The organism is Acinetobacter sp. P8-3-8 (assembly GCF_000214135.1).
Taxonomy (GTDB): Bacteria; Pseudomonadota; Gammaproteobacteria; order Pseudomonadales; family Moraxellaceae; genus Acinetobacter.
Genome location: NZ_AFIE01000020.1, coordinates 17,348 through 41,375 on the forward strand (window position 1 = coordinate 17,348; position 24,028 = coordinate 41,375).

Below are 24,028 nucleotides of genomic sequence, written 5' to 3' on the forward strand. Positions count from 1 at the left end.
ATATGTTTAATTTACTTTTTTAATTTCAAAACCTAATTCTTCCAAAGCTTCTTTCTTCGCAACAGGTGCAACGACTGCTTTTACTGGTTTTTGTGCAATTAAATAAGTTTGCGTTACACGTTTAAGGTCGTCCATAGTAACGTTTAATAAACGTTCACGTAATTGCTTTCTAAACGCAGGTGTCCGTCCATGAAGCAATGCATAACATGCTGTAATTGCCTCACCTGCTGGAGAACCTGGTTTATCCATACTAGACACCAGACCTAAAATCGCTTCTTCAAGCTGATAAGCATGTTGTTCTTTATTTAACAACCAATCTAAGCTTGCTTCAAAATCTGCAAAGGTTTCAGCAAGACGTGGATCACGGTAACTATAGAAACGGAATGAACAAGCATTGCCATCATAGCTCGCACCGCCACCATAGGCACCGCCTTTTTCACGAATCGCACTGTGTAGGAAACCATTACGTAAATAACCTGCAAGTACCATCAGCGGCGCTGCGTCAGGATGCGCAACATCAACAGCTTGATATGCTGACGCACAGAACTGAACATTGGCTTGAATGAGCCAAGCTTGATCTAAGTTTTGTGAATTGGCTTCATCAAATTCAACTTCAGTCAAATAAACAGGTGATTTGTCGACTGCAAGTTTATCCCAAACCGTTTGAACTTCTTCGACTAAACGATCTGAATGATGTTCTTCACACACCAATAAGAATTGTTTTGGTGCAAGCATCAAACCACGATGAATCGCCTTTAACTCGTCAATTAAATTGTTATAAGCAACATCATCTTGTTCGATTTTTTCAACGAGATCGCCTAACCAATTCAGCGCACCTAATCCAGTACTGTCATAATCACGTTTAGCCAAAGCACTCATATTACGAGAAGCAATTTGCATCGCATAACTATGCCCTGAACCAGATAAGCGAGATGCCCAACGTGTTTTACGTTGTTGTAAAAGCTCAATAATTCGATCTTTTTCATCGAAACGTAATTGCTCAAAAGCAAGTTTTAGCAATTGAATTGCATCGAATTTATTTGTTAATGACTTGGTCGTAAGGGTTAACCATGCACTGATCTGACCTTTATCATCAGTTTTAGAACGTAAAGACGCACCCATTCCCAAACCACCGCTCACAGCCGTTTGTAATTGTTGCAATTCTAAATAATCGTACTGACCTGCACCAACTTCACCCATGAGAATAGATAACAAGTTGAAATAAGGTGATTTTACAATTTGATCAGGAATCTGAATTAAAACCTGTTGGTAATAAATACCGTTGGTTCCTGCATGGTACAGGTTCAATGGTGTATCTAAACCGTTTGAAATAATTTCACGTAATTGACCTTGCACAATCGCAAGTTCCGCAGGAATATCTTCTAAACCGACTTTTGGTAATAACGACAAATCATCAGGTGTTTCTTGACGAACTTTTAAAGCTTCAGTTTGCGCAATAATTTCAGCCTTATCTGCATCTGTTAAAGCTGCACCGATTTTCGCCAAACGTGCTTTTTCTTCTTCAGCTTCTTTTGCAGACTTGGTTGCATCAGGCACTAAAGTCATTTGTACACGGTGTGGATTATCCAATAAATGGGTTTGAATCAAATTCGACAACCACATTGGATCTTTCAGTTCTTCCTTCACACTGGCCATAGCACTATCAACATCCCAAGTATGAATTGGGTCATTATGATGAATAGCACTGCCTAAACCATTCAAAATAAGTGTTAAACCATAAGGCGTACCATCACCACCGATTTCACGCTGATGCAATTCAATTTGATGCAAAATCGCATCAACCATCTCTTGATCTACTGGTTTAGAAGCAACATCTTGCAAAATATTCAACACGCCTTCTTTAAACTCTGCTGCATGTTCAGGATTTGAACCTTGCACGCCACAGTAGAAAGTCATTTCATAGTTTGAATCATCGACACCCATGATTGGGCCTGTAGATTGCGCATAACCACATGTTTCTAGGTAATGACGTAATGGTGAAGCTGAATCCTCTAAAAGAATACCTTCAACCAAACGCATGCCTAAACGTAATTTCACATCACTGGTTTGTGGCAATAACCATGAAAGGATGTGATAAGTCTTATCTTTTAAATCTTCTGCATCAACTGCATAGGTTTCTTGTACTTCAATCGGTGCTGTTAAACGTTGTTCAGCTTTAGAATAAAGCGTTTCACCTTTTGTAAACTTAGACAGTGCTAATTTTTCAAACTGTTCTTGTAAGTTATATGCTGACTCATCACCAAAGGTCATAAAGATAGCATTACTTGGATGATAATGTGACTTATAGAAAGTCACTAACTCTTCGTAAGTTAAATCTGGAATATCCTTTGGATTACCACCTGAATTGTAGTGATAGGTCGTTTTAGGGAAAAGATGGTGCGCTAATTGATGATAGAGCTGATCTGAAGGAGAGCTCATTGCCCCTTTCATTTCATTAAATACCACACCCTTATAAACAGGTTCACCATTTTCTAACTCAATGCGAATACCTTCTTGAGCAAAATCCAAAGGATTTAAATTGGCTGCAAATGCTGCATCCATATACACTTCCAATAGGTTTTGGAAGTCTTTTTTATTCTGTGTTGCAAAAGGATATGCAGTCCAATCCGCCGCTGTAAACGCATTCATAAACGTGTTTAATGAACGACGAATCATCAAAAAGAATGGATCACGTACTGGGAATTTTTCAGAACCACACAATGCGGTATGTTCTAAAATATGTGCTTCACCTTTTGAATCCATCGGTTGAGTACGGAAAGCAACCAAGAAAACATTTTCATCGTGATCTGTTGCCAAATGGTAATGCATTGCACCTGTAACTTTGTGCTTATATTCTGAAACTAAAATGTCTAAAGCTTCAACATGGTGTTGACGTACCAACTGAAACGCAGGATGAACAGTTTGGGCTAAGGTTTCAGTCACATCTACAGTCATGCGATCTCCTAAATTAAATATTTATCTATGTTTTTAAGTATAACGCAAAGTTAAATAAATGCGATTCATTCCTATCACTAATTCTTATTCATTTAGTCAGGTTTATACACAACTTATATAAAGCAACATGCATAAATTTAAAAATCTGTTGCTCTAAAAATTGAAGTTTATGCATTTTCGAAATCTAAACGAAAAAAAGTGATGATCAAAGTAGTGATCATCACTATAAAAACTTTAAAACGATATAATGGCAATTGAAAATTTTCTACAAACAACACCATGTAGGAATAACGCTATGTTATGTATTGTTAAGCCCTAAATTAGGATTTTTCTTTCTTCGATTGTCGATATAAATACACACTAAAATCGCGATAAATAACACGGCTGAAGCAGCAAAACGGCTTAATGCTAAACCACCGTGATCTAAAGGTTTATCAAGAAAATCACCAACGACTGCACCTAGTGGCCGAGTGAGTACAAAAGCTGTCCAAAAAAGTAAAGTTCTAGAAACTTTAGTAAAGAAAAACAATGCAATAACAATACCGAGCAAGATCACGTACAACATGATTCCCCCCGTATAACCTAGACCTGCTGTATCAGATGACCAATCACCTAAAGCTGTACCTAGTGTTTGAGAGAATGTAATCGTCAACCAATAGAAAATTTCTGCTCGTGGTTGCTGAACATGGGGTGAAATTGAGCCTTCAACTTTGTACCAAGTATATAAAGATAAAACCACCAAGCTGAGTAATAAAGTACTGCCACCTAAGTATCCTATACCTAGAGAACGATCGACAAAATCGGCGAGTGTTGTTCCAACTGTGGTACTGGCAATAATCGTGAACCAATACAAATAAGGATGATACGATTTGGCACGAATTTGAAAAAATACAAACAGAATAAATACAAAAGCAAAAATAAATGTACTAAGTAAATAGCCGAGATTTAAAGACATTGAAACTGCATCACCTGCCGTTTCACCAAAGGTCGTGGCAAAAATTTTAGTGATCCAAAATAACAGTGTAACTTGAGGAACTTTAGAGACTAATTCAGAGAGCTTTGTTTGCTTCATGATCAGTTCAGCCATGACTTATTATTGAGAAGATTTGCATCATGCGTTTCTAGCCTTAAAGCAAAATTAAAATGCGATAAAACGCACACTTCAATATCAATTCAGCATCAATGCGGTTTGATGTTGTTTTATTAAAAAATTAATTTCATTCAATATTGCGCAAAGAGCTTATCGTGGTTAACTCAATCGACAAAGAAACAATACCTACGATAAACATAAGTATTGCTGCTTTATGATTCTAGAATATTTATGAATAGCTTATTCATTGCATATATCGGCATTTTTAGATAACGACACTAGACAATGACAAGCTATACTTTTTTATTTAAAAACTAAATCAAATACTTAAAGTAATTATAATTTGAATGATTTTCTACAAATACATAATTCTGCTTTTGATAAAACTGTGCAGCAACTTTCGTACCTGTAAATAAACACAAAGCTGAAAAATTAGGTTTTGCCCTTTTCTCAAGTTCTTGTAATAACTTCCTCGCCAATCCAAACCTGCGATATTCAGGTAATACATAAAAACGGCGTACTCGACCAATTTTATGTCGTGCATTTGATTGATTGGTTTCCTCATCATCACTCATCTGAATGTTTAACCCACCACAAGCCACCAGTTTTTGCCCATCAAAAGCAAGCAATAAAAACTCACCATGACGATTAAATTGATTGGTTCCTTGTTGGAACTCATCTACAAGCTTTTGAATAAAAGGGAATCCTTCCTTTTCTGAAGCGACCACCAAATCCTGAATCTGTGAAGGTAATTGATCTACCTGTTGAATTAAAATATCCACACAACCTCCAATGCATTTATACGACAAATGTAATTGAAATTTATTCAACAAACTACTGTAAAGCTTAGCATTGGTGTAAACTTTGTGTTTTTAACATTGATGTGATGAAAAACATGGCTACTGTTGACCTTTTTGCAATTGGTAATGCACTCATTGACCAAGAATTTAGAGTATCTAATGAGTTTTTAACAGAACAAAATTTGCAAAAAGGCACCATGCAACTTACAGATGGTGAAACTCAAGCTCAATTATACAATAACTTAACAGCCAGCCAAGTTTATAAAGGGCAAGCTTCAGGTGGCTCTGCTGCCAATACTACCGTTGCATTTAGCGCACTGGGTGCTTCAGCATTTTATGCATGCCGTGTCGGTCATGATGATTTAGGCTCAATTTACCTCAAAGGTTTAAGCGATGCAGGTATTCAAACCTCACAAAAATCAATCAGTGAAGGCGTAACGGGTACATGTATGGTCTTGATTAGCGAAGACTCTGAACGCACCATGCAAACCTTTTTGGGAATTACCGCTGAACTTTCAGATGTGCAAATGGATTTTGAGCCATTAAAAACGGCGCAATGGCTTTATATCGAAGGTTATTTATCAACAAGTGATTCTGCACGTGCTGCGGTAAAACAAGCACGTCAAATTGCACGTGAAAATAATGTAAAAATCGCACTGACTTTATCTGATCCTGCAATGGTTCAGTACGCTCGCGCAGGTTTGGATGAGTTAATTGATGATGGCGTAGACTTAATTTTCTGTAATGAACATGAAGCAATGCTCTATACACAAACTGAATCTGTAGAAGCTGCACTGGCTAAATTGAAATTACTAAGCAATGAAGTTGTCATTACATTAAGTGCAAAAGGCGCTATTGTTTCGAACCAAGAACAACATTTCCATGTACAAGGTCGTAAAGTCATTGCCGTAGATGCAAATGGTGCGGGCGATGCTTTTGCAGGTGCTTTCTTATACGCCTTAAACCAAGGTGAAAATTTACAAACTGCGGCGCAACTTGCTATCCTTATTTCAAGTGAAGTGGTTTCTAAATTTGGTCCACGATTAGAAATTGCTGAATATGCCAATTTACTTGAAACTTTCAAAAAGGAATGTGCATAAATGTCTGAAAAAATTGCAATGACAGAAGAAATTCAAGAACGTACTGCTCGTGCTTTTGACACCATGACAGGTGATACGATTTTTATCACTCAACGTGATGGTGCTTTCTATGCCTACCAAAATGTGTGTCCGCATTTACAAACTGAGCTTGAATTCTTAGAAAACCAATTTTTAGATCAAGATGGCGAATATATTCAATGCTCTACGCACGGCGCACTGTTTGAAGTTGAATCAGGTGAATGTATTTCAGGGCCATGTATCGGCGATAAACTTGAAAAAGTAAATATCGCTGTTCACTCGGATGGTGGTATTTATATCATTGATTAATTCAAAAACTCATTTTGAATAATCAATACATTGAAGGACTGTCATGTTGGAATTCTTATCAGAATCTGAATTAATGCCGTTTCACATCTGTGTTGTGGCTCTATTTTTACTCAGCATGGCAGAAACCGCAGGCTATTATATTGGCGTACGTCCAAGTACTTTTTTAAAGAAAATTTCCCCACATTGGCTAGTAGAATCGCCTCTCGTACAAGTGAAGTTTTCTAAAGTACTGATTTTTGTGTTTTTATTAATCAATTTTAGTTTCGCAGGTTATTTCCTTCAATTGGTCATGTTTGCCACTCGGCAACACTTTGTCGCGTGGTATTACGTGATTCTACCTGCCTTAGTCATGGCAATATTCTTTACTGTATTTATGATCCATTGTTTGGATCAGGTGATTAAACCCAAAGTCGTGACTAATAATAAAGTCAATCTTCTCGGACGTTTAGCAACAGTATCCAGTGGCAATGCACGTCCTGGATTTTCTGCGCAAGCACGGGTTCGTGATGAATATGGACAACTGCATTATGTGCAAGTTGAGCCTGAGTTTGGCGAGTTAGAATTTCAATCACAAATTATTTTGATCCGCTTTAGAAAATCACACTATATTGCAAAAAAAATCTCAATCCCGAACCATTTATTTAGTTCTGAGAGTTTCTAGCGTTATAACGTTTTATTATAAGCCATAAAACTATTGCAACCATTTTGCTCTACATTTTGATTGTGTGCTCAAATCAAAATATTGAGCAAATTGAGCAATTAAAATGGCGATCAGTTCAAAATTATCTACTTATTTTCATAAGCTATCTATTCAAAACTTCTCTGTATTTAAATACTTAACCAATTTGCACTGAAAACATACTAATCGATTTTCCTTGCATACCATCTACAAGAATATTGATTGGGTCATCCTGTTCCATTAATGCTGCAATATATAAGAATGGTAAATAATGCTCAGCTGTAGGTACACTCAGATGAGCACCAGGTAAATGCATATAATCAGCAAGCGCATCTATGTTACGTGCAAATAGGTGTTCTTTCACACTTTCGTCAAACTGTACTGCCCAATCATAATTTGGAGCATCACTCTGCCAATTCATTTTATAGAGGTTATGAACAACGTTACCGCTACCTAAAATCAGTACACCTTGTTTTCTTAATTCACTTAATTTTTGAACTAATTTCACATGCTCTTGACCAGAAAGTCTTGAGTCAATGCTCAATTGTACAACTGGAATATCTGCCTTTGGATAAACATGTGCCAAGACAGACCAAGTACCATGATCAATTCCCCAACCTTGATCTAATATGACTTGTTCAGGAGACAATAGCTCGGCAATTTTTTTCGCCAACTCCGTATCTCCTTCAGCAGGATATTCAAAATCAAATAGTGCCTGAGGAAAACCACCAAAATCATGAATCGTCTTGGGATGTTGCATTGCAGTTACCCCAATGCCTTGGGTATACCAATGCGCTGAAATTGCTAAAATAGCTTTTAGCTTTGGCAAATTTAAACCCAATTGTTGCCATGCCTGACTATATTTGTTTGTTTCAATCGCATTCATGGGCGTCCCATGACCAAGAAAAACGACTGGCATTTTATGAGGCACTGAATTTGATGTCATAACTAAATCCATAAAATCATTTAAATTCTATTCCAAAATATCAATCCCTTGTATCAGTGAAATTTGAACAGCGGTCACTTCAATCAGTAAAAATGCATTCAAGTGATCACTGATGACAAACAACACTCCAACAAGAAATTGAGTAGTCACATAGACTTATTGCCCTAAGCCAATTTGTTGCATGAATGATTGGTTATCCCAAAACAAATATTCTTCATCCATCGTGCCATTTTTCCAATGACCAACAGTCACCATTTTCAACTTAAATGCTTTGCCTGTAGGTGCTATTGTTTTGCCATTACCGATTGGCATAGGTTGACTAAACGTCCCTTCCATCTCACCAATCACACTGGTCCACTCTCCAGAAGCAATACGAACTGGATGCGTTTTAATTTTAGTATCTGGTGCAAAAACAAACATTTTTTTCAATTCAACGATATGGTCTGGAATTCCAACCGTTGTACTGCCGTCAGGATAATGCACTCGAATGTTAGCAGCATGACTTTCTTTAAAACGATCCCACTTTTGATTGCTATAAACATCAAAATCTAGGGTATCAAACTTAACAAGATGTTCATTGCCAATGCGTTCTGCTTCTCTATATTGAGCCAATTCTTTGGCATCTTTTTTTGACAAAGCAGAATCTGCTTGACTCGTCGCTGAACCCAATGCCAAGACTAGGCCCAAAGTAATCTGAGTAAATACATTTATTTTTTGCATCGTATGATTTCCTATCAGCAATTTGAGTGCGTTTGTGGTGAAACAAGTTCACACTCTTTTCATTTTCAATAAGTCATTTTAAAACATCGCTAAACCCATTAAGGGAGAAATAGCGTATTAGATTATGCTTGAGATGATTTAAGCCGTAAACTACATACAAATTTGTAACTACCACAAAAATCAAATTTAAAAAATAAATATCACTATTTAAATCAATACATTAAAAATAAATTAAGCTAAGACCATAACCTAAAAATTAACTTTCAAGTGCTGTTTGAAGTGGTACATCCATAGGAAGTTGAGGTGTTTTCCAACGCCTAGCTAATTCATCTAAAACATCCAAGACTTCACACAACTCCTGCCCTTGCTCAGTAAAAGAATAGATCACTTCTTGCCGAGAATTATTTGTAGGAACACGTTGCAAAACACCTGCAACAATTAAATAACCCAATTGTTCATTCAAAACTTTTGCAGAAATCCCGTGAATATTCCGATGAAGACGATTAAAGTTTAATGCACCTTGTAATTTTAAAATGTGCAAAATATGTACAGACCATTTACCACGCAGCATATTTGTTATGACTTCTGCAAGGCAAACGGGTTCAGGCGTTTTCAAAGCCATTTGTGCTTCCTTTTGATGTTAAAACCGTATTCTCTTAAAATTTCAATTATGTGATCTCACATTTGTGATATGAAAATAGTCGAGTTGAATCAAATCCTTACAACACTATGTAACATACAAAATAATCAAGACAAACCTAAGTCAAATCTATACGACTAAATTCCAAATCTATCACAATCAGAACTTACGCAGCAAATACCTCAATCTACTGATAAATAGATACTTTCAATTTTAATGCTCTTAAGCAACCCAGTTTTTTATCGTATATTTTTCTTTTTTAAATCTACTTATTCAGATTTTAAATCTTATTTAAATATTTAAACCAACCATTTCACTCTGATTATTTTATAGTTAATTTTCATTAAAAAATCTTCCATATTTTAATCCAAACCAAATTGGTTGGATTTAAAATATTAATTCCAAGCAATTTAGTCAATTTTATATTTTAAATAAAATTAGTTTATTTTTTAACAAATAAGCTTTATATCTATTTGTTTTTATTTAACTTAATAATATATTTTTATTTTAACTGTATTTGCTATTTATTTTATGTAGCGTTTTGTTTAATAATATAAAAGTAATTAAATTATAGGCTTTAACCATGAGCTTAAAATCAAATGATTTAAATCGTCGCCTAGTCAAAGAAATAACAATCATATTAATAATTAAGATTGTGCTTTTAATGACGATCAAACATATATGGTTTGATGCACCGACAATTCCTAAAAACTTTGACAATCAAGTTGCTGAGCGTATCGCTGGCAGTCCTTCCCAAACTAAGGAGACACGTTGATGATTTCTGAAAGCGTGGTCGATCTTTCGCGGTTCCAATTTGCAATGACCGCAATGTATCACTTTATTTTTGTACCACTGACACTCGGTTTAGCTTTTATTCTTGCCATTATGGAAACCACTTATGTGATTTCAGGTAAAGAAATTTATAAAGATATGACCAAGTTCTGGGGGAAACTCTTCGGTATTAACTTTGCCTTAGGGGTCACCACTGGTCTAACCATGGAATTCCAGTTTGGTACAAACTGGGCGTACTATTCACACTATGTCGGTGATATTTTCGGTGCGCCACTCGCTATTGAAGGATTAATGGCTTTTTTCCTTGAATCGACCTTTATCGGTTTATTCTTCTTTGGCTGGGATCGCCTTTCAAAAGTTCAACACTTAAGTGTGACGTGGTTAGTTGCGATTGGTTCAAACTTATCTGCTTTATGGATCTTAGTTGCCAATGGTTGGATGCAAAATCCAGTGGGTTCAGAATTTAATTTTGAAACCATGCGTATGGAGCTTGTCGATTTCGGTGCTTTGATCTTCAACCCTGTTGCTCAAGTAAAATTTGTACACACAGTTTCTGCGGGTTATGTCACTGGTGCAATCTTTGTTTTGGCAATCTCTAGTTATTATTTATTGAAAAAACGTGATTTGCCATTTGCACGTCGCTCTTTCGCAATTGCTGCAATCTTCGGTTTAGCGTCTACATTATCCGTTATTTTACTGGGTGATGAATCAGGTTATGAGCTTGGTGATGTTCAAAAAACGAAACTAGCAGCGATTGAATCTGAATGGGAAACACACCCTGCACCTGCATCATTCACGCTGTTTGGTATTCCAAACCAAGAAGAACAACGTACTGACTATGCAATTAAAATTCCGTATGCAATGGGGATTATTGCAACACGTTCGATTGATAAAGAAGTCACTGGCTTAAAAGATTTGATGGTTCAGCATGAAGCACGTATCCGTAATGGTATGGTGGCTTATAGCGAACTTGAAAAGCTTCGTGCAGGTGATCGTTCTCCTGAACTGATGGCATCATTTAAAGAAAATCAAAAAGACTTAGGCTATGGCTTACTACTTAAAAAATATACGCCAAATGTTACAGATGCGTCTGAAGCACAGATTAAATCTGCAACCAAAGATACGATTCCTCATGTAGCAAGCTTATTCTGGTCATTCCGTGCAATGGTTGCTTCTGGTTTTCTGATGTTATTGCTGTTTATCTTAGCCACATTTGCCGTAGCTAAACGCAATGCTGAAAACAAACCATGGTTACTCAAATTTGCTTTGTTTGGATTACCTTTACCGTGGATTGCTGCCCAAACAGGTTGGTATGTTGCTGAAGGTGGTCGTCAGCCTTGGACAATTGGTGAAGTGCTTCCTACTCATCTCTCTGCATCGAGTTTAAGTACAGGTGATGTTTGGGGTTCAATCATTGCATTGGCTGCATTTTATACAGTATTGCTGATTATTGAGATGTATTTAATGATCAAATTCTCTCGTTTAGGGCCAAGTTCTTTACATACAGGTAAATACCATTTCGAAAAACTTGAAGCGAACACAAATGCAAATCACGCTGAGGGGACTCAATCATGATCGAATATGAACTTCTCAAAATCATCTGGTGGGTATTGGTTGGGGTCTTATTGATTGGTTTCGCCCTCACCGATGGTTTCGACATGGGGTCTATGGCGCTCATGCCATTTGTAGGTAAAACTGACGATGAACGTCGTGCAGCCATCAATACCATTGCGCCACACTGGGAAGGCAACCAAGTTTGGTTTGTGACTGCTGGTGGTGCGCTATTTGCTGCATGGCCAATGGTTTATGCGACTGCCTTCTCTGGTATGTATTGGGCGCTACTCTTAGTCCTCTTTGCGCTTTTCCTTAGACCTGTGGGCTTTGATTATCGTTCTAAACTAGCCAATACCCAATGGCGTACATCATGGGACTGGGGTTTATGCATCGGTGGTGCTGTACCTGCATTAGTTTTCGGCGTTGCATTTGGGAATATGTTCTTAGGCGTACCATTTACTTTAGATGAAACTGTACGTTCAACCTATACAGGTAGCTTCTTTGCCCTCCTCAATCCATTTGCATTGGTTTGTGGTCTAGTGAGCTTGTCTATGCTTTGTGCACACGGCGGTGCATGGTTAATGTTGCGTACTGATGGTGCACTACGTCAACGCTCTGCTAAGGCAACACAGTTGATGGGCATTGTATTCTTAGTCTGTTTCTTAGGTGCTGGCGCATGGTTATATTTTGGTGGTATTCAAGGCTATACCCTTGTAACCCCTTTTAATACCAATGGCGTTGCCAATCCTTTAGCAAAACAAGTCCTCACCGATATGAACCCAGGTTGGATGAATAACTATTCAACGTATCCAATCACCATGCTTGCTCCAATCGCTGCAATTTTAGGCGCAATCATGATTATCTTGGGTGCAGGAAAGAATAAAGCTGGAATTAGCTTCGCAGGCTCAACTTTAGCTGTAACAGGCTCAATCTTAACTGCTGGCTTTGCACTATTCCCATTCTTAATGCCTTCTAGCATTAACCCAACAGTGAGTTTGACCATGTGGGATGCTGTTTCAAGTAAAACTACACTCACTGTAATGACTGTTGTCGCATCCATTTTTGTTCCACTTATTTTGGCTTATACCACTTGGTGTTATTACAAAATGTGGGGCGTGATTACCAACAAACACATACAAGATAATTCACACAGCCTGTACTAAGGCTGTGTACCTAAATAACATCATTTGGAGAATATGCGATGTGGTACTTTGCTTGGATTCTTGGGGTTCTGATGGCGTGCTTTGCAGGTGTTTTAAGCGCACTTTACATCGAACATCATCAAGATTTGGATGAGGAATAAACCATGACAGAAATTGCAATGACAACAGAAGAAAACAAGCCGAACAAAATTGCGATGGCCATTTCATTTTTGATGGCATTGCCGCTTGCAAGTGTTTTATTAATTCACCCTGCCATGATGCTCGATGCCAATGGTCACTATAATCATAGTGCCTTGATGATGGTGATGATTGGTATTTCTGGTGGATTCATTCACGGTGTAGGATTTCTGCCACAATTTTGGGTGTGGAAATGGTTATTTAGCCCTTATATTGCATGGCCACTCATGCTGTGGGGTTATTACACTTGGTTCATGACCTAATCTGAATAAATGAAAACCCTGATAAATTCAGGGTTTTTTATTGCTAATGAATGATAAATCTTGAATCATCAATGTATTATTTTTCGCATCTCAACCAAATGTAAATCTACCATTGGTTTGCCGACGTCCGCATCTAAGGGATAATCATCAATCACACCCGTCCGCACATAACCACGGCGTTCATAATACGCAATCAACTCAGTACGCACACTCAATACCCACATCACAAAAGCGTTCAAATGTTGATGTTTTAATGAAATCTGTTGTCTTACATAATTTTCAGCAAAATCTAAAACTTGTTTGCCAATGCCTTGATTTTGAAAATGTGGCGCAATACAAAATGTGCCGATTTCTACATCATGCTCATTTAGCGTTAAGCCAATACAAGCAATGATTTGCTTGTCTTCATTGCACTTTTCATCTTGCAAAGCAATCCACAATTGGAAGTTATCTTGCGATAATGCATACTCAAGCTGTACAGTATTTACACGTTGCCCTGTGACGATTTCTGCCTCACTGGTCCAACTATTCCCTTGTTGTTGACGGTATGCTGCATTAATCAAATCAACAAGTTTGGGAATATCGGTTTGTTGTGCGAGTCTAAATTTGAAAGGGTTCATTGCGTTATTTTTCTATGTAGATTTAATCATGAAGTACAACAAATATAACAGCTTTAAAAAGCCAAAATATAGGTCGTATCAACATTTTAAATGTATAAAAAAGACCACTGAGTGGTCTTTAAAATTAATGGTCTTTAAAATAAATCTTTATATAAGATTGAATTACTGTTCAGCCAACCATGTCATAAATTTTTGGCGTTCAGCCTTAGATGCTTTCTGCCACATTTGAATCAATTGTTGATCTGCTGAGTTCGTACTGGAAACAACGTTTGAGCTATTTGTTGATACAGAATTTACCATTGTCACTGGAGCTGTGGTATTTGCTGTTGCATAAACCGCTGCTGGTTGATTGCTTGGCGTTTTGTTACGTGATGTTAAGTCCACAGCCTTTCCAAAAATACCTGTGCTTAACCACGGTTTTTGTTCATTATTCGCACCCGTTTGTTGCACCAATAATTGATTATTACGGTCGTAGATTGCAACTGTAGGTTGTTCAGCATACTTTTTCGCTTCATCAAAATCTTTTGGCGCATTGACCAAGCTTAATTTATAGTTTTGACCATCTTTCAAATTTGGTGCTTTTATCGTCACTACACCTGATTTTAAAATGTCATGCTCACCATTTAAATGCTCAAAATATTGCTGATAGCGCACACTTAAATTGATCGTGCCTGCATCAACTTTATATTCATTGTTTTTAGAACGGAATAACCCTGCATTGACTTCTTGATCATTAACAGCAAGTAACACAATTTCTTCTGGTGCAGAAATCGTCACTGCCGCAAAAACTGATCCGCTTAACATTAAACCTAATACAGCCATTCCGTATTTAAATGCCATGTTGTTCTACTCTTTTGTCAAGAAACTGTAAAATTTAGAGCACTATGCAATGTCGTGATGACAGTTTTATGACAAATGCTTATAACAAATGAATATTGAATGGTTTCGAATTCCGATCTCATACAACATACAAAAACAAAAACAAAAAAAGAGCACCGAAGTGCTCTATTTGGGGTTTAAACCAATCTTGAAATTAGTTAAACGTTTTAAAACGTGTTGCATCATCAATAAATGTTTTTTCACCAGCAGGTGCTTCAATTGAGCCGAATACTAACTGTGCACGTAGTTTCCAATCTGCTGGAATATCAAATACTTCAGCAACTTCTTCATCTACGATAGGATTATAGTGCTGTAATGATGCACCGATACCTGCTTCTGACAATGCTGTCCAAGTTGCAAACTGTGCAATTGCTGTAGAATGCTCAGCCCAAACTGGGAAGTTATCTGCATACAAAGCAAACTGCTCTTGTAGGCCTTTGATCACAGCCATATCTTCATAAAACAATACTGAACCAGCGCCTGCGATAAAGCTGTTAATTTTTGCATTTGTACCTTCAAACGCCGCAGCAGGAACAATTTTACGTAAAGTTTCTAAAACAATTGTCCAAAATTTAACATGTGAATCACCAAATAGAATCACTGCACGAGAAGATTGTGAGTTAAATGATGATGGGCTGTGTTTTACTGCTTCTTTAATAATTTCTTCAATTTTCGCTTGATCTAAACTGATATCTTTACCAATTGCATAGATTGTACGACGTTGTTTGATATGATTTAAAAATGACATGATTGTAATCCTGCGTTGACCATTTGGTCGTGTTCTTTAAGATGTTCACAGTGTAGGAGATCTCTAAGCTTAACGTCAGCCTTAAATCAATAACAAAGTGTTCTATTTATAGAACAATAATGAAAATAACAAATCCAAGTTGAAGCACTCTCAAATAATTTTCTTTTCAAATCATATAATTACTAAAAAATATATTGCTCTATCACAGTGTTCTAAAATTTTCAAAAACAATAAAAAAACTTCGCATTAATCGAAGTTTTTAAAAATAAATCACCTATTCAATGATCTATAACAAATAAGCTTTCAAACTCATTTACTTATTTATCAGTTTCAAATAATGCAGCAACAAATGCTTTGGCAGAGAACGGACGTAGATCGTCAATTTTCTCTCCTACACCAATAAAACGAATCGGTACATGACTACGGCTGGCAATATTAAATAACACGCCACCTTTCGCAGTACCATCCAGCTTAGTAATGGTGATCCCTGTTAAACCCACAGCTTCATCAAAAGTTTCAACTTGGTTAATCGCATTTTGCCCTGTACCTGCATCAACAACCAACATGATTTCATGTGGTGCTGTTGCATCAATTTTTTGCATAACACGCTTAACTTTGGTTAATTCTTGCATTAAATTACTTTTATTATGTAAACGTCCTGCTGTATCGGCAATCAGGACATCAACACCTTTGGCACGTGCGCTTTCAAAAGCATCAAAAATAACCGAAGCACTGTCTGCACCATGACCTTGCGCCACAACAGCAATATTGTTACGTTCACCCCAAATTTGAAGCTGTTCAGTCGCAGCAGCACGGAAAGTATCACCCGCAGCAAGCATGACTTTCTTACCTTCACCTTGTAAGCGTTTCGCCAATTTACCAATTGTTGTGGTTTTACCTACACCATTGACACCTACCACTAAAATGACAAATGGATTTTTATTTGGATCAATATGTAAAGGCTTCACACGAGGTGCAAGCAATGCAACCAATTCTTCTTGCAAAGCTTTATACAATGAATGTGAATAGATCAAATCACCACGAGCTGTACGTTCAGTCAAGTTCGCAATAATCGTCTTGGTCGCATCAACACCAATATCGGCAACTAAAAGTTGTTCTTCAACTTCTTCTAGTAACTCATCATCAATTTCCTTACCACCAATGAGAATGTTAACCATACCGTCAGCAAAATTTTTACGAGATTTGGTCAAACCCTCTTTCATTCGACTAAAGAAACCGCCTTTGCTTGATTCCTCAGCAGTAGTGGTTTGGTCAATATCTGTAGTCTTTACAGGCTGTTGCGTTTCAGTTGGAGCAGCTTCTATTTTATTATTTTCAATAATAGGCACATCAACGGCTGGTAAACTAGGTAAAGTGACATCGTCATCCCCGATATCCGCATCAATCAAGAATTTATTTTGCTGTTCTTGCATGCCGATTCCTTGAAAAGCATAGCGTTAAAAAAGAAAGAGTTTAGCATAAATTACACTGATTTTAGCGTTTCACTGGCTTTAAAGTACTCGAACCAAAAAGCAACATGAAACACTTGCTTTAAATGGTTAATTTTTTAAGAATAGTTCTAAATTTAAAAAGAAAAATTGGGTAGTTTGTGCGTATTTTCAAAGCTAAATTCATCCGTCCTCTTCAGCAATATAAAATCATTATCACTTCACTTTTATTTGCCAGTCTCAGTGCTTGGACGCCATATATTCATGCTCAAACACAAAGTAAATTGGCAAGAACCACATTTGAAACGACATTGAAAAATGGTTTAAAAGTCATTATCCGTGAAGATCACCGTGCGCCGATTGTCATGACACAAATCTGGTATGGCGTCGGTAGCAGTGACGAATCTGGCAATGTACTCGGTATTTCCCATGTGCTTGAACACATGATGTTTAAAGGCACTCAAAAAGTTCCAGATGATGAATTTAATCGCCTGAGTCGGCTTTATGGCGGATCTACTAATGCGACAACCTATAATAATTACACCAATTATTATCAACTTTATCCCAAAAAATATTTCCCTTTAGCATTGGAATTAGAAGCAGATCGCATGAAAAATCTTGTATTGAAACAACAAGATTTTGAACCTGAAATAAAAGTGGTTATGGAAGAACGGCGACAAAGAACGGATGATAATCCTCGAAATTTAGCATATGAGCGTTTTAAATGGATGGCTTATCCAACCAGTCATCATCGCCAACCCGTGATTGGTTTTATGAAAAATCTAAAGAATATTCAAATAGATGACTTAAAACAATGGTACCAAACATGGTACACCCCCAATAATGCAACCTTGGTGATTGTTGGTGATGTCAATGCAGAACAAGCATTAAAACAAGTTGAAAAATATTTCACATTGATTCCACAAAAACAACTTCCTGATCGCAATGATGTACTTGAATTTGATCGGATTGGTTATCGCCACATGGAAATTCAGCTTCCTGTCCAAGTGCCTAATTTATTTATGGCGTGGAATGTTCAATCCATTGCAACAGCGAAAAACCCACAAGACGCTTATGCATTGACCATTATTCAATCTTTATTGGATGGTAGTATTTCTGCACGACTACAAGATCGTTTAGTTCGTGATAAAAAGCTTTTAACTGCGATAAGTGTGAGTTATGACCCTTACAATCGTGGCGATAGCTTATTTATGATTTCAGCCCTTCCTAGCGACGGCGTGTCTTTAGATGAAGCACAAAAAGCAATTGAAAAAGAAATGAATTTATTCAAAACAGAATTGGTCAATCAAGCTGAATTAGACCGTGTTAAAAACAACTTCATTTCAAATCTCATTTACAGTCAAGATGATATCGGTGGACAAGCCAATATGATTGGTAAACTTGAGGTTAATGGTCTTAGTTTTCGTTTGATTGATGAATTACCTAAACATTATGACACGGTAACACCACAAGACTTACAACGTATTGCCAATATTTACTTTGTCAGAGAAAACCTCAGTAGTTTGTATTTGATGCCTGAAAATTCAAAAGAACAATAGGATGATGACAATGCGCTTAAATAAAATCGTCTTTAATACCCAATTGCTCCTCCTATTATGTAGTGTTGTGTTTTATCCAACACTCAACCATGCCGAAACAGGATTTGAAGATCATACTGATCCTGCAATGTATAATTCAAATAACAATTTAAAAGCACTCACAACATTACAGAGTCTGAAAAACTTAGGTGAATATCAACAATATCAAGCACCTTTTGTCCAAGATTTACAAAACACGCAAAATGTCAGAACCTTATTCGTCGCTGCACAAGATTTACCCATTGTCGATATTCAACTGACCTTTAACGCAGGCTCAGCTCAAGATGAAACGCTTGGCAAAGGTTTATTTGGTATGTCCAATATGGCTGCAAAACTTCTCACTGAAGGGACAGAGCAATATTCAGCCAAAGAAATCGTCTCGATATTTGAAGGTCTAGGTGCACAATTTAATGTTAATGCTTATCGAGATATGTTTATCGTCAAGCTCAGAGTTCTATCTGATCCTGAAAAGCTGAATCCTGCAATTAACATGATGCTTCATGTATTGAATCATTCTCAATTTAAAGCTTCTGGTTTAAATCTAGCTTTGAACAATACCAAAGTCGGACAAAAGCAACTTAAAGAAAATCCAAGCCGATTGATGGAGATTAAGTTTTATCGGACTTTATATGGACAACATCCTTATGCAGAGCCTACAGTCGGTACCAATGGCAGTATCCAGAAAATAACCCCTGAATTGTTGCGAGCATTTCGAGATAAATTACTCGTGGCACAAAATATGAATATGGCAATTACAGGCAATTTGAGCAGTGCCGAAGCCACCCAAATTTCCAATTTAATCAGCCAAAACCTAACTCAAGGTCAAGCAGCAGCACCGCTTCCTGAACCTCAAGATCAAACAGATTTCAATATTCAGTACATTCCTTACAATTCCACCCAAGCACATGTGACAATGGGACATTTGGCTATAAAACGTAATGATCCAGATCGTATCGCTTTAGAAGTCGCAAATCAGATGTTTGGTGGTAACGGTTTTAATTCTATATTAATGAAAGAATTACGTGTAAAACGAGGTTATACCTATGGCGCATATAGTACATTAACTTCAACTGCTGCACGCGGTCTATTTAGTTTGAGTTATGCGACTGAGCAAAATCAATTGATGGACAGCATTCAAGTTGCGCATCAGGCATTGAACGATTTCATCACCAAACCAATATCTCAAAAACAACTGGATGAAACTAAAGAAGGTATGTTGCGTTCATTTCCAATGACATTCAGTTCAAATGCCAATATTAATGCACAAATTGCAGCGATTGGTTTTTACCATCTTCCTGCGGATTATTTAACACAATATCAAAAACAACTCAGTCAGCTAACAACTCAGCAATTACAACATGCTATTCGGAAAAACTTACATGCTGATCGCTTAACCTTAGTGGTTGTTGCCAATCAATTGGATCAAAAAGCCTTAAAAGACATGCTGAACAATGACTTAAATTCAGAGAAAATTTTTAAGCCTGACACACCGAACCTAATCATTAAGACCACGATTAGACCATCTAAATAAAGCTTAGTTTTATTCTGGATCAGCCATATCTACTGCAGGATATTCTTTTACATGACTATTTTCGAAATGGTATGCACGTAATAATCGGAGATATTCAATTTTTTTAATCACGTCTTGATGCTGTAATTGCTTGGCGATTTTTTGTGTTTTAGGAAAAGTTGCCTGTTTTGAATATTGTGTCACTAAGCGGGATTGCTCAAGATTGATTGGTCTAAGTAAAGCAAACGTCGCAACGGCCAAAATGATTAAAATCATGCCGATAATAAAAGAATTCAAGATATTTTCCACAGGAAAAGAAGAATACAATTTTTGAAAATGACCTTTGAATTTGCGCATGAACTACCTCTAACTACCGATAGTCTAATCATCCTGAACAGAAAAATATAGCGCTTTCTTTACATTGCTTTGCATAACGTTTTAAAACAGTTCAGTTTTTATTTAGTGATGTCTGATTTTTATTTCAGAGCTTTAAACGATTGGATGATGATTATAAAGTTGAAATAGACCATAAAAAACCTTATTCACGATAAAGGCGAATAAGGCTTTTTATGATTCATTTAAAAAAGCTGATTTAAAATAAATTTCCTATTAAACACCTATTAAATGTATGTTAAATAACGGCTTTCAGAAATGAAAAATATAAAATAACAGCAATAATGATGAGCACAATACTGACTGCAAAAACCCCGACCCCGCCTTCAGCATGCGCAGGATGCAAATCGTCATCGTCTGCAAGTCTTCTTAATTCACCATCATAGATACGATAAAACCCTGCCTTTTGCGTTGGATTCAAATCTTTGGTATAATCATATACGCGTTTCCGTTGTGCCAAACAATAGTCACCTAGATGTATTTCTTGATGATAAATTGCTTCGTCCAACAGTTTACGATGATACTGAGCTAATTCAACGATTTGAGATTCAGCTGGAGGTACATCAAAAGTAAATCCATCTATTACATTTGTCATGTTGTTCTCCCTTTGTCATAATTCTCATATTAATTTTAATAAATATTATTTCTGATTAATGTTTAATCATGTAATCATATGTTCGTCAAGTCCCTTTTTAAAATTACTTGACAAGTAAAGTAAATTGTAATATTAGTTTAATAAAGTTAAGTTAGATTAGTTAAGTATAGGCTCCGATGGGGAGCTAAGTTAAAGATCATAATTACAATAAGGAGTTATATATGATTCATCAAATCTCTCATCAAGACTTAGAACATGTTTATGCAAATGCAGTAAATACAATTCAATGTGAAATGAACTTTGTAGATGCGGTTAAAGCGTTAGAAGATGCAGCAAAAGCTGGACATGGTAAAGCAGCAACGTTCCTTGCAGAACTTTATTTCCAAGGTTTCCGCGTAGAACGAGATTCACTAAAAGCGCAGTACTGGCAAAAAATGGCCACAATGCAAGCCTAGTCAAACGTCACCTCGGTGGCGTTTTTTAATACCTCGTTTAAATGTTTTACTTTTCACTCAAATTTAATAAATTCTTACGATTCAATATAAAGTGCCAACAGTTCTTGAGTCATTTTGCTTTAGAATGGTTGGTGCGATAGACACGATTGTAAATCATGAAAAAATATATTCACCTTCAACCCATCTCTAATGAGTTGTTTCTTAAAATTTCGGTTCTTAAATCATTAATGTATTGTGGCGTTTTGTGGGGTCTGTACCACGAAGGCTGGGCAATGAAGTCAGATCAAAATGAAGTCTTCTTCCCCTTTTGGCTCAATTCAGTTCAAGCATTCCAATATGCAAAAATACATTGGCCACATTATACACCTCGAAAAATCACACCCAAAGATTTTGAAGAATCATTGCTGCCTACATTGAAACGACTCAATGTTAAACCCGCGTTGTTTAATTCATCATCACGAAAATTTAAACTTTCAACAACTCAAATGCATCATTTCTTTTTTAACAACAACATTCAATTTCAAGCGATTTAATTTATAAATCGTTTGTGAATTTTAAAATCACTGTAAAAATTTATTGTTATATTTTTGACTGCAAAGTATTTTCAAACTTTAAAAATACAGTTAAGTTAAAAGGATGCAGTATAAGCATCATTGGAAAAGGAAGAATAATTATGACGACAGTAGCACAAGTGATTCAAGACAAAGCAGGACAAGAGGTTCATACCATTTCCCCTTCTGCCACGGTACTTGCAGCGATTACGCTCATGGCAAATAAAGGGATTGGTGCTGTGGTTGTAACTCAAGATTCTAAAGTCGTAGGAATTCTCTCTGAACGTGATTACACCCGTAAAATTGCGCTGATGCAACGTACCTCAGACCATACAACAGTTGCTGAGATTATGACGCCAAAAGTCATTTCAGTTACGCCAAGTCATACTGTCGATGATTGTTTAAGTCTCATGACAGACGGTCATTTACGTCATCTACCTGTCATGGAGGGTGAAAAACTGGTTGGATTTATTTCGATTGGTGATTTAGTCAAAGCCACGATGGAAGATCAAAGAAAATTGATTGAACAGTTACAACAATATATTTCAGGTTAATGTTCAAGTTTGACAGTCTAATCAAATTTTTACATCGGCATTTTAGCCAAGTTGAAATACAAAAAACCTAGCAATTGCTAGGTTTTTTTAAGCTTATTATGATCAATACAGAATCTATAAACTTCAGATTAATTTAGACCTAATTTTCCTGCAACATAATCAGCATCTTTATCGCCACGACCTGAAAGATTCACAACGATGTTGATTTCTTTTGCCATCTTCGGTGCTTCACGAATCGCCCAAGCCACTGCATGTGAACTTTCCAAAGCAGGGACAATACCTTCAACTCGCGAAAGTGTCATAAACGCATCTAAACACTCTTGATCTGTTGCAGTCGAATATTCAACACGTCCGATATCTTTCAAGAAACTATGCTGTGGGCCTACACCCGGATAGTCTAAGCCTGAAGCAATAGAATGCACTGGTAAAGGCTCACCCTGTTCATTTTCGAGTACATAACATGCCATACCATGAATTTGACTTGGTTTACCCAAAGTCAATGTCGCCGAATGCATATCCGTATCCAAACCATGACCTGCTGGCTCTACACCAACCAATTTGACATCGGTATCATTCAAAAATGCTGTGAATGCACCTATTGCATTTGAACCACCACCGACACAGGCCACAACATAATCAGGCTGTGCACCAAAACGATCTTGAGTTTGAACTTTTATTTCTTGACCAATAATAGATTGAAAATCACGAACCATTTTTGGAAATGGATGAGGGCCAACCACAGAACCAATCGCATAAATATAATTTTGCGGGTCTTTTAAATACTCTTCAAATGCGCTGTCTACAGCATCTTTGAGTGTTGCTGTACCTTGAGTAACAGAAACCAATTTAGCACCCAAAATCTTCATTTTTACGACATTTGGATGTTCTTTTTCAATATCGACCTGCCCCATATGAATTTCACATGGAATACCCACCAAAGCACATGCTGTCGCCAAAGCTACGCCATGTTGACCAGCACCAGTTTCAGCAATGACCTTGGTTTTCCCCATATACTTAGCAAGTAAAGCCTCACCTAAGCAATGGTTAATTTTATGTGCACCCGTATGATTTAAATCTTCTCGCTTTAAATAAATCTGTGCACCACCCAATTGATCTGAAAGACGTTTAGCATGGAATAAAGGACTTGGACGACCAACATAGTTGGCAAATAGATCAGCTAATTCATTTTGAAATTCAGGTGTTTTACGAATTTCTTCATAAGCCACGTTAATCTCATCCATTGCTTGTTTTAAATGTGGTGGAATAAATTGACCACCATATTCTCCGAAAAAACCCGCTTCATTCGGTAAAGCAACGCCATTGATTTGATGATCCATCTTAATCCCTCATTTAAGCATCACAGCTTTTATTAGCACTGTTTTGAAATTCACACATCATTTAAGCTATTTAAGCTATTTAAGATCTTTTTTAGATTCGACTACCTGTCAAAAGTCTATCAAAAACATGCCAA

The 24,028-nt window shown here is 36.8% G+C and carries 27 protein-coding genes; 13 read left to right on the forward strand and 14 right to left on the reverse strand.

Annotation, left to right across the window (positions count from 1 at the left end; all coding sequences use genetic code 11):
* Positions 1-6: 6 nt before the first annotated feature.
* The 3 genes from GGG_RS0109990 to GGG_RS0110005 form a co-directional block, all read right to left on the reverse strand.
* Positions 7-2,955: an insulinase family protein gene (locus GGG_RS0109990; protein ID WP_010114546.1), complete on the reverse strand. Its 2,949-nt coding sequence runs from the start codon at positions 2,953-2,955 to the stop codon at positions 7-9.
* Between the two features lie 298 nt (positions 2,956-3,253).
* Complete coding sequence (locus GGG_RS0110000) at positions 3,254-4,027, reverse strand: membrane protein (RefSeq protein ID WP_034599313.1); 774 nt, start codon at positions 4,025-4,027, stop codon at positions 3,254-3,256.
* Positions 4,028-4,359: 332 nt separating this feature from the next.
* Positions 4,360-4,827 (reverse strand): GNAT family N-acetyltransferase, encoded by a 468-nt coding sequence (locus GGG_RS0110005; RefSeq protein WP_010114548.1) that lies wholly within the window; start codon positions 4,825-4,827, stop codon positions 4,360-4,362.
* 113 nt (positions 4,828-4,940) lie between these two features.
* Here GGG_RS0110005 and GGG_RS0110010 point away from each other — a divergent pair, with 113 nt between their 5' ends.
* The 3 genes from GGG_RS0110010 to GGG_RS0110020 are packed head-to-tail and all read left to right on the forward strand — an operon-like array spanning position 4,941 to position 6,933.
* On the forward strand, positions 4,941-5,945 hold the full coding sequence (locus GGG_RS0110010; protein ID WP_010114550.1) for an adenosine kinase: 1,005 nt from the start codon (positions 4,941-4,943) through the stop codon (positions 5,943-5,945).
* An 18-nt stretch (positions 5,946-5,963) separates the two neighbouring features.
* A complete protein-coding gene (locus GGG_RS0110015) occupies positions 5,964-6,272 on the forward strand; it encodes a Rieske (2Fe-2S) protein (RefSeq protein WP_010114552.1) in 309 nt (102 codons plus the stop codon).
* Between the two features lie 43 nt (positions 6,273-6,315).
* Positions 6,316-6,933: an OB-fold-containig protein gene (locus GGG_RS0110020; RefSeq protein WP_010114553.1), complete on the forward strand. Its 618-nt coding sequence runs from the start codon at positions 6,316-6,318 to the stop codon at positions 6,931-6,933.
* Between the two features lie 175 nt (positions 6,934-7,108).
* On the opposite strand, the gene ygiD is transcribed toward GGG_RS0110020, so the two are convergent.
* The 4 genes from ygiD to GGG_RS19685 form a co-directional block, all read right to left on the reverse strand.
* Positions 7,109-7,897: a 4,5-DOPA dioxygenase extradiol gene (ygiD, locus tag GGG_RS0110025; protein WP_034599302.1), complete on the reverse strand. Its 789-nt coding sequence runs from the start codon at positions 7,895-7,897 to the stop codon at positions 7,109-7,111.
* Between the two features lie 27 nt (positions 7,898-7,924).
* Positions 7,925-8,047: a hypothetical protein gene (locus tag GGG_RS21535; protein ID WP_264650124.1), complete on the reverse strand. Its 123-nt coding sequence runs from the start codon at positions 8,045-8,047 to the stop codon at positions 7,925-7,927.
* A 6-nt stretch (positions 8,048-8,053) separates the two neighbouring features.
* Complete coding sequence (locus tag GGG_RS0110035; protein WP_010114555.1) at positions 8,054-8,617, reverse strand: ester cyclase; 564 nt, start codon at positions 8,615-8,617, stop codon at positions 8,054-8,056.
* A gap of 256 nt (positions 8,618-8,873) precedes the next feature.
* On the reverse strand, positions 8,874-9,239 hold the full coding sequence (locus tag GGG_RS19685; RefSeq protein ID WP_010114556.1) for a helix-turn-helix domain-containing protein: 366 nt from the start codon (positions 9,237-9,239) through the stop codon (positions 8,874-8,876).
* Positions 9,240-9,840: 601 nt separating this feature from the next.
* Here GGG_RS19685 and cydP point away from each other — a divergent pair.
* Genes cydP through GGG_RS0110065 form a run of 5 tightly spaced genes read left to right on the forward strand, consistent with a single transcriptional unit; the run spans position 9,841 to position 13,206 of the window.
* Positions 9,841-10,032: a cytochrome oxidase putative small subunit CydP gene (gene cydP / locus GGG_RS0110045; protein WP_010114557.1), complete on the forward strand. Its 192-nt coding sequence runs from the start codon at positions 9,841-9,843 to the stop codon at positions 10,030-10,032.
* Complete coding sequence (locus GGG_RS0110050) at positions 10,032-11,624, forward strand: cytochrome ubiquinol oxidase subunit I (RefSeq protein ID WP_010114558.1); 1,593 nt, start codon at positions 10,032-10,034, stop codon at positions 11,622-11,624. Before cydP ends, GGG_RS0110050 begins: the two co-directional genes overlap by 1 nt.
* The gene (gene cydB, locus GGG_RS0110055) at positions 11,621-12,766 is read left to right on the forward strand and encodes a cytochrome d ubiquinol oxidase subunit II (protein ID WP_010114560.1); all 1,146 of its coding nucleotides are present in this window, start codon (positions 11,621-11,623) and stop codon (positions 12,764-12,766) included. Before GGG_RS0110050 ends, cydB begins: the two co-directional genes overlap by 4 nt.
* Positions 12,767-12,804: 38 nt before the next feature.
* Entirely contained in the window at positions 12,805-12,906 is a 102-nt protein-coding gene (gene cydX / locus GGG_RS20655) for a cytochrome bd-I oxidase subunit CydX (protein WP_004653762.1), read from the forward strand.
* 3 nt (positions 12,907-12,909) lie between these two features.
* Positions 12,910-13,206, forward strand: a complete 297-nt coding sequence (locus tag GGG_RS0110065; RefSeq protein ID WP_010114574.1) for a cyd operon YbgE family protein — start codon at positions 12,910-12,912, stop codon at positions 13,204-13,206.
* Between the two features lie 68 nt (positions 13,207-13,274).
* On the opposite strand, the gene GGG_RS0110070 is transcribed toward GGG_RS0110065, so the two are convergent.
* The 4 genes from GGG_RS0110070 to ftsY form a co-directional block, all read right to left on the reverse strand.
* The gene (locus GGG_RS0110070) at positions 13,275-13,826 is read right to left on the reverse strand and encodes a GNAT family N-acetyltransferase (protein WP_010114576.1); all 552 of its coding nucleotides are present in this window, start codon (positions 13,824-13,826) and stop codon (positions 13,275-13,277) included.
* A 162-nt stretch (positions 13,827-13,988) separates the two neighbouring features.
* On the reverse strand, positions 13,989-14,666 hold the full coding sequence (locus GGG_RS0110075) for a DUF2057 family protein (RefSeq protein ID WP_010114578.1): 678 nt from the start codon (positions 14,664-14,666) through the stop codon (positions 13,989-13,991).
* 193 nt (positions 14,667-14,859) lie between these two features.
* The gene (locus GGG_RS0110080) at positions 14,860-15,456 is read right to left on the reverse strand and encodes a nitroreductase family protein (RefSeq protein ID WP_029574531.1); all 597 of its coding nucleotides are present in this window, start codon (positions 15,454-15,456) and stop codon (positions 14,860-14,862) included.
* A gap of 314 nt (positions 15,457-15,770) precedes the next feature.
* Complete coding sequence (ftsY, locus tag GGG_RS0110085) at positions 15,771-16,886, reverse strand: signal recognition particle-docking protein FtsY (protein WP_010114582.1); 1,116 nt, start codon at positions 16,884-16,886, stop codon at positions 15,771-15,773.
* A gap of 176 nt (positions 16,887-17,062) precedes the next feature.
* Here ftsY and GGG_RS0110090 point away from each other — a divergent pair, with 176 nt between their 5' ends.
* Positions 17,063-18,460: a pitrilysin family protein gene (locus GGG_RS0110090; RefSeq protein ID WP_010114583.1), complete on the forward strand. Its 1,398-nt coding sequence runs from the start codon at positions 17,063-17,065 to the stop codon at positions 18,458-18,460.
* Positions 18,461-18,470: 10 nt separating this feature from the next.
* On the forward strand, positions 18,471-20,030 hold the full coding sequence (locus GGG_RS0110095; protein WP_010114584.1) for a pitrilysin family protein: 1,560 nt from the start codon (positions 18,471-18,473) through the stop codon (positions 20,028-20,030).
* Positions 20,031-20,039: 9 nt separating this feature from the next.
* On the opposite strand, the gene GGG_RS0110100 is transcribed toward GGG_RS0110095, so the two are convergent.
* Together GGG_RS0110100 and GGG_RS0110105 are read right to left on the reverse strand one after the other, a co-directional pair.
* Entirely contained in the window at positions 20,040-20,366 is a 327-nt protein-coding gene (locus tag GGG_RS0110100) for a hypothetical protein (protein WP_010114585.1), read from the reverse strand.
* A 274-nt stretch (positions 20,367-20,640) separates the two neighbouring features.
* Positions 20,641-20,997, reverse strand: a complete 357-nt coding sequence (locus tag GGG_RS0110105) for a hypothetical protein (protein WP_010114586.1) — start codon at positions 20,995-20,997, stop codon at positions 20,641-20,643.
* Between the two features lie 221 nt (positions 20,998-21,218).
* On the opposite strand from GGG_RS0110105, the gene GGG_RS0110110 reads away from it, so the two are divergent.
* The 3 genes from GGG_RS0110110 to GGG_RS0110120 all read left to right on the forward strand — a co-directional run bounded on the left by GGG_RS0110110 (position 21,219) and on the right by GGG_RS0110120 (position 22,557).
* On the forward strand, positions 21,219-21,452 hold the full coding sequence (locus tag GGG_RS0110110) for a hypothetical protein (protein ID WP_010114587.1): 234 nt from the start codon (positions 21,219-21,221) through the stop codon (positions 21,450-21,452).
* A gap of 155 nt (positions 21,453-21,607) precedes the next feature.
* Positions 21,608-21,985, forward strand: coding sequence for a DUF2750 domain-containing protein (locus GGG_RS0110115; RefSeq protein WP_010114588.1), 378 nt, complete (start codon positions 21,608-21,610; stop codon positions 21,983-21,985).
* A 140-nt stretch (positions 21,986-22,125) separates the two neighbouring features.
* Positions 22,126-22,557 carry a CBS domain-containing protein gene (locus GGG_RS0110120; RefSeq protein ID WP_010114590.1) on the forward strand — a complete coding sequence of 144 codons (432 nt, stop codon included), beginning with the start codon at positions 22,126-22,128 and terminating at the stop codon, positions 22,555-22,557.
* A 128-nt stretch (positions 22,558-22,685) separates the two neighbouring features.
* Here GGG_RS0110120 and trpB read toward each other — a convergent pair whose 3' ends face one another.
* The gene (gene trpB / locus GGG_RS0110125) at positions 22,686-23,894 is read right to left on the reverse strand and encodes a tryptophan synthase subunit beta (RefSeq protein ID WP_010114592.1); all 1,209 of its coding nucleotides are present in this window, start codon (positions 23,892-23,894) and stop codon (positions 22,686-22,688) included.
* Positions 23,895-24,028: the final 134 nt, after the last annotated feature.

Bases quoted from the DNA above. Each gene is read 5' to 3' on its own strand.
- trpB (WP_010114592.1), bottom strand. From the start codon at position 23,894: ATGGATCATCAAATCAATGGCGTTGCTTTACCGAATGAAGCGGGTTTT.
- GGG_RS19685 (WP_010114556.1), bottom strand. From the start codon at position 9,239: ATGGCTTTGAAAACGCCTGAACCCGTTTGCCTTGCAGAAGTCATAACA.
- GGG_RS0110020 (WP_010114553.1), top strand. From the start codon at position 6,316: ATGTTGGAATTCTTATCAGAATCTGAATTAATGCCGTTTCACATCTGT.
- GGG_RS0110095 (WP_010114584.1), top strand. From the start codon at position 18,471: ATGCGCTTAAATAAAATCGTCTTTAATACCCAATTGCTCCTCCTATTA.
- GGG_RS0110110 (WP_010114587.1), top strand. From the start codon at position 21,219: ATGATTCATCAAATCTCTCATCAAGACTTAGAACATGTTTATGCAAAT.
- GGG_RS0110075 (WP_010114578.1), bottom strand. From the start codon at position 14,666: ATGGCATTTAAATACGGAATGGCTGTATTAGGTTTAATGTTAAGCGGA.
- GGG_RS0110120 (WP_010114590.1), top strand. From the start codon at position 22,126: ATGACGACAGTAGCACAAGTGATTCAAGACAAAGCAGGACAAGAGGTT.
- cydP (WP_010114557.1), top strand. From the start codon at position 9,841: ATGAGCTTAAAATCAAATGATTTAAATCGTCGCCTAGTCAAAGAAATA.
- GGG_RS0110000 (WP_034599313.1), bottom strand. From the start codon at position 4,027: ATGAAGCAAACAAAGCTCTCTGAATTAGTCTCTAAAGTTCCTCAAGTT.
- cydB (WP_010114560.1), top strand. From the start codon at position 11,621: ATGATCGAATATGAACTTCTCAAAATCATCTGGTGGGTATTGGTTGGG.
- GGG_RS0110065 (WP_010114574.1), top strand. From the start codon at position 12,910: ATGACAGAAATTGCAATGACAACAGAAGAAAACAAGCCGAACAAAATT.
- GGG_RS0110035 (WP_010114555.1), bottom strand. From the start codon at position 8,617: ATGCAAAAAATAAATGTATTTACTCAGATTACTTTGGGCCTAGTCTTG.
- GGG_RS0110050 (WP_010114558.1), top strand. From the start codon at position 10,032: ATGATTTCTGAAAGCGTGGTCGATCTTTCGCGGTTCCAATTTGCAATG.
- GGG_RS0110010 (WP_010114550.1), top strand. From the start codon at position 4,941: ATGGCTACTGTTGACCTTTTTGCAATTGGTAATGCACTCATTGACCAA.
- ygiD (WP_034599302.1), bottom strand. From the start codon at position 7,897: ATGACATCAAATTCAGTGCCTCATAAAATGCCAGTCGTTTTTCTTGGT.
- GGG_RS0110115 (WP_010114588.1), top strand. From the start codon at position 21,608: ATGAAAAAATATATTCACCTTCAACCCATCTCTAATGAGTTGTTTCTT.
- GGG_RS0110105 (WP_010114586.1), bottom strand. From the start codon at position 20,997: ATGACAAATGTAATAGATGGATTTACTTTTGATGTACCTCCAGCTGAA.
- GGG_RS0110015 (WP_010114552.1), top strand. From the start codon at position 5,964: ATGACAGAAGAAATTCAAGAACGTACTGCTCGTGCTTTTGACACCATG.
- GGG_RS0109990 (WP_010114546.1), bottom strand. From the start codon at position 2,955: ATGACTGTAGATGTGACTGAAACCTTAGCCCAAACTGTTCATCCTGCG.
- ftsY (WP_010114582.1), bottom strand. From the start codon at position 16,886: ATGCAAGAACAGCAAAATAAATTCTTGATTGATGCGGATATCGGGGAT.
- GGG_RS0110100 (WP_010114585.1), bottom strand. From the start codon at position 20,366: ATGCGCAAATTCAAAGGTCATTTTCAAAAATTGTATTCTTCTTTTCCT.
- cydX (WP_004653762.1), top strand. From the start codon at position 12,805: ATGTGGTACTTTGCTTGGATTCTTGGGGTTCTGATGGCGTGCTTTGCA.
- GGG_RS0110070 (WP_010114576.1), bottom strand. From the start codon at position 13,826: ATGAACCCTTTCAAATTTAGACTCGCACAACAAACCGATATTCCCAAA.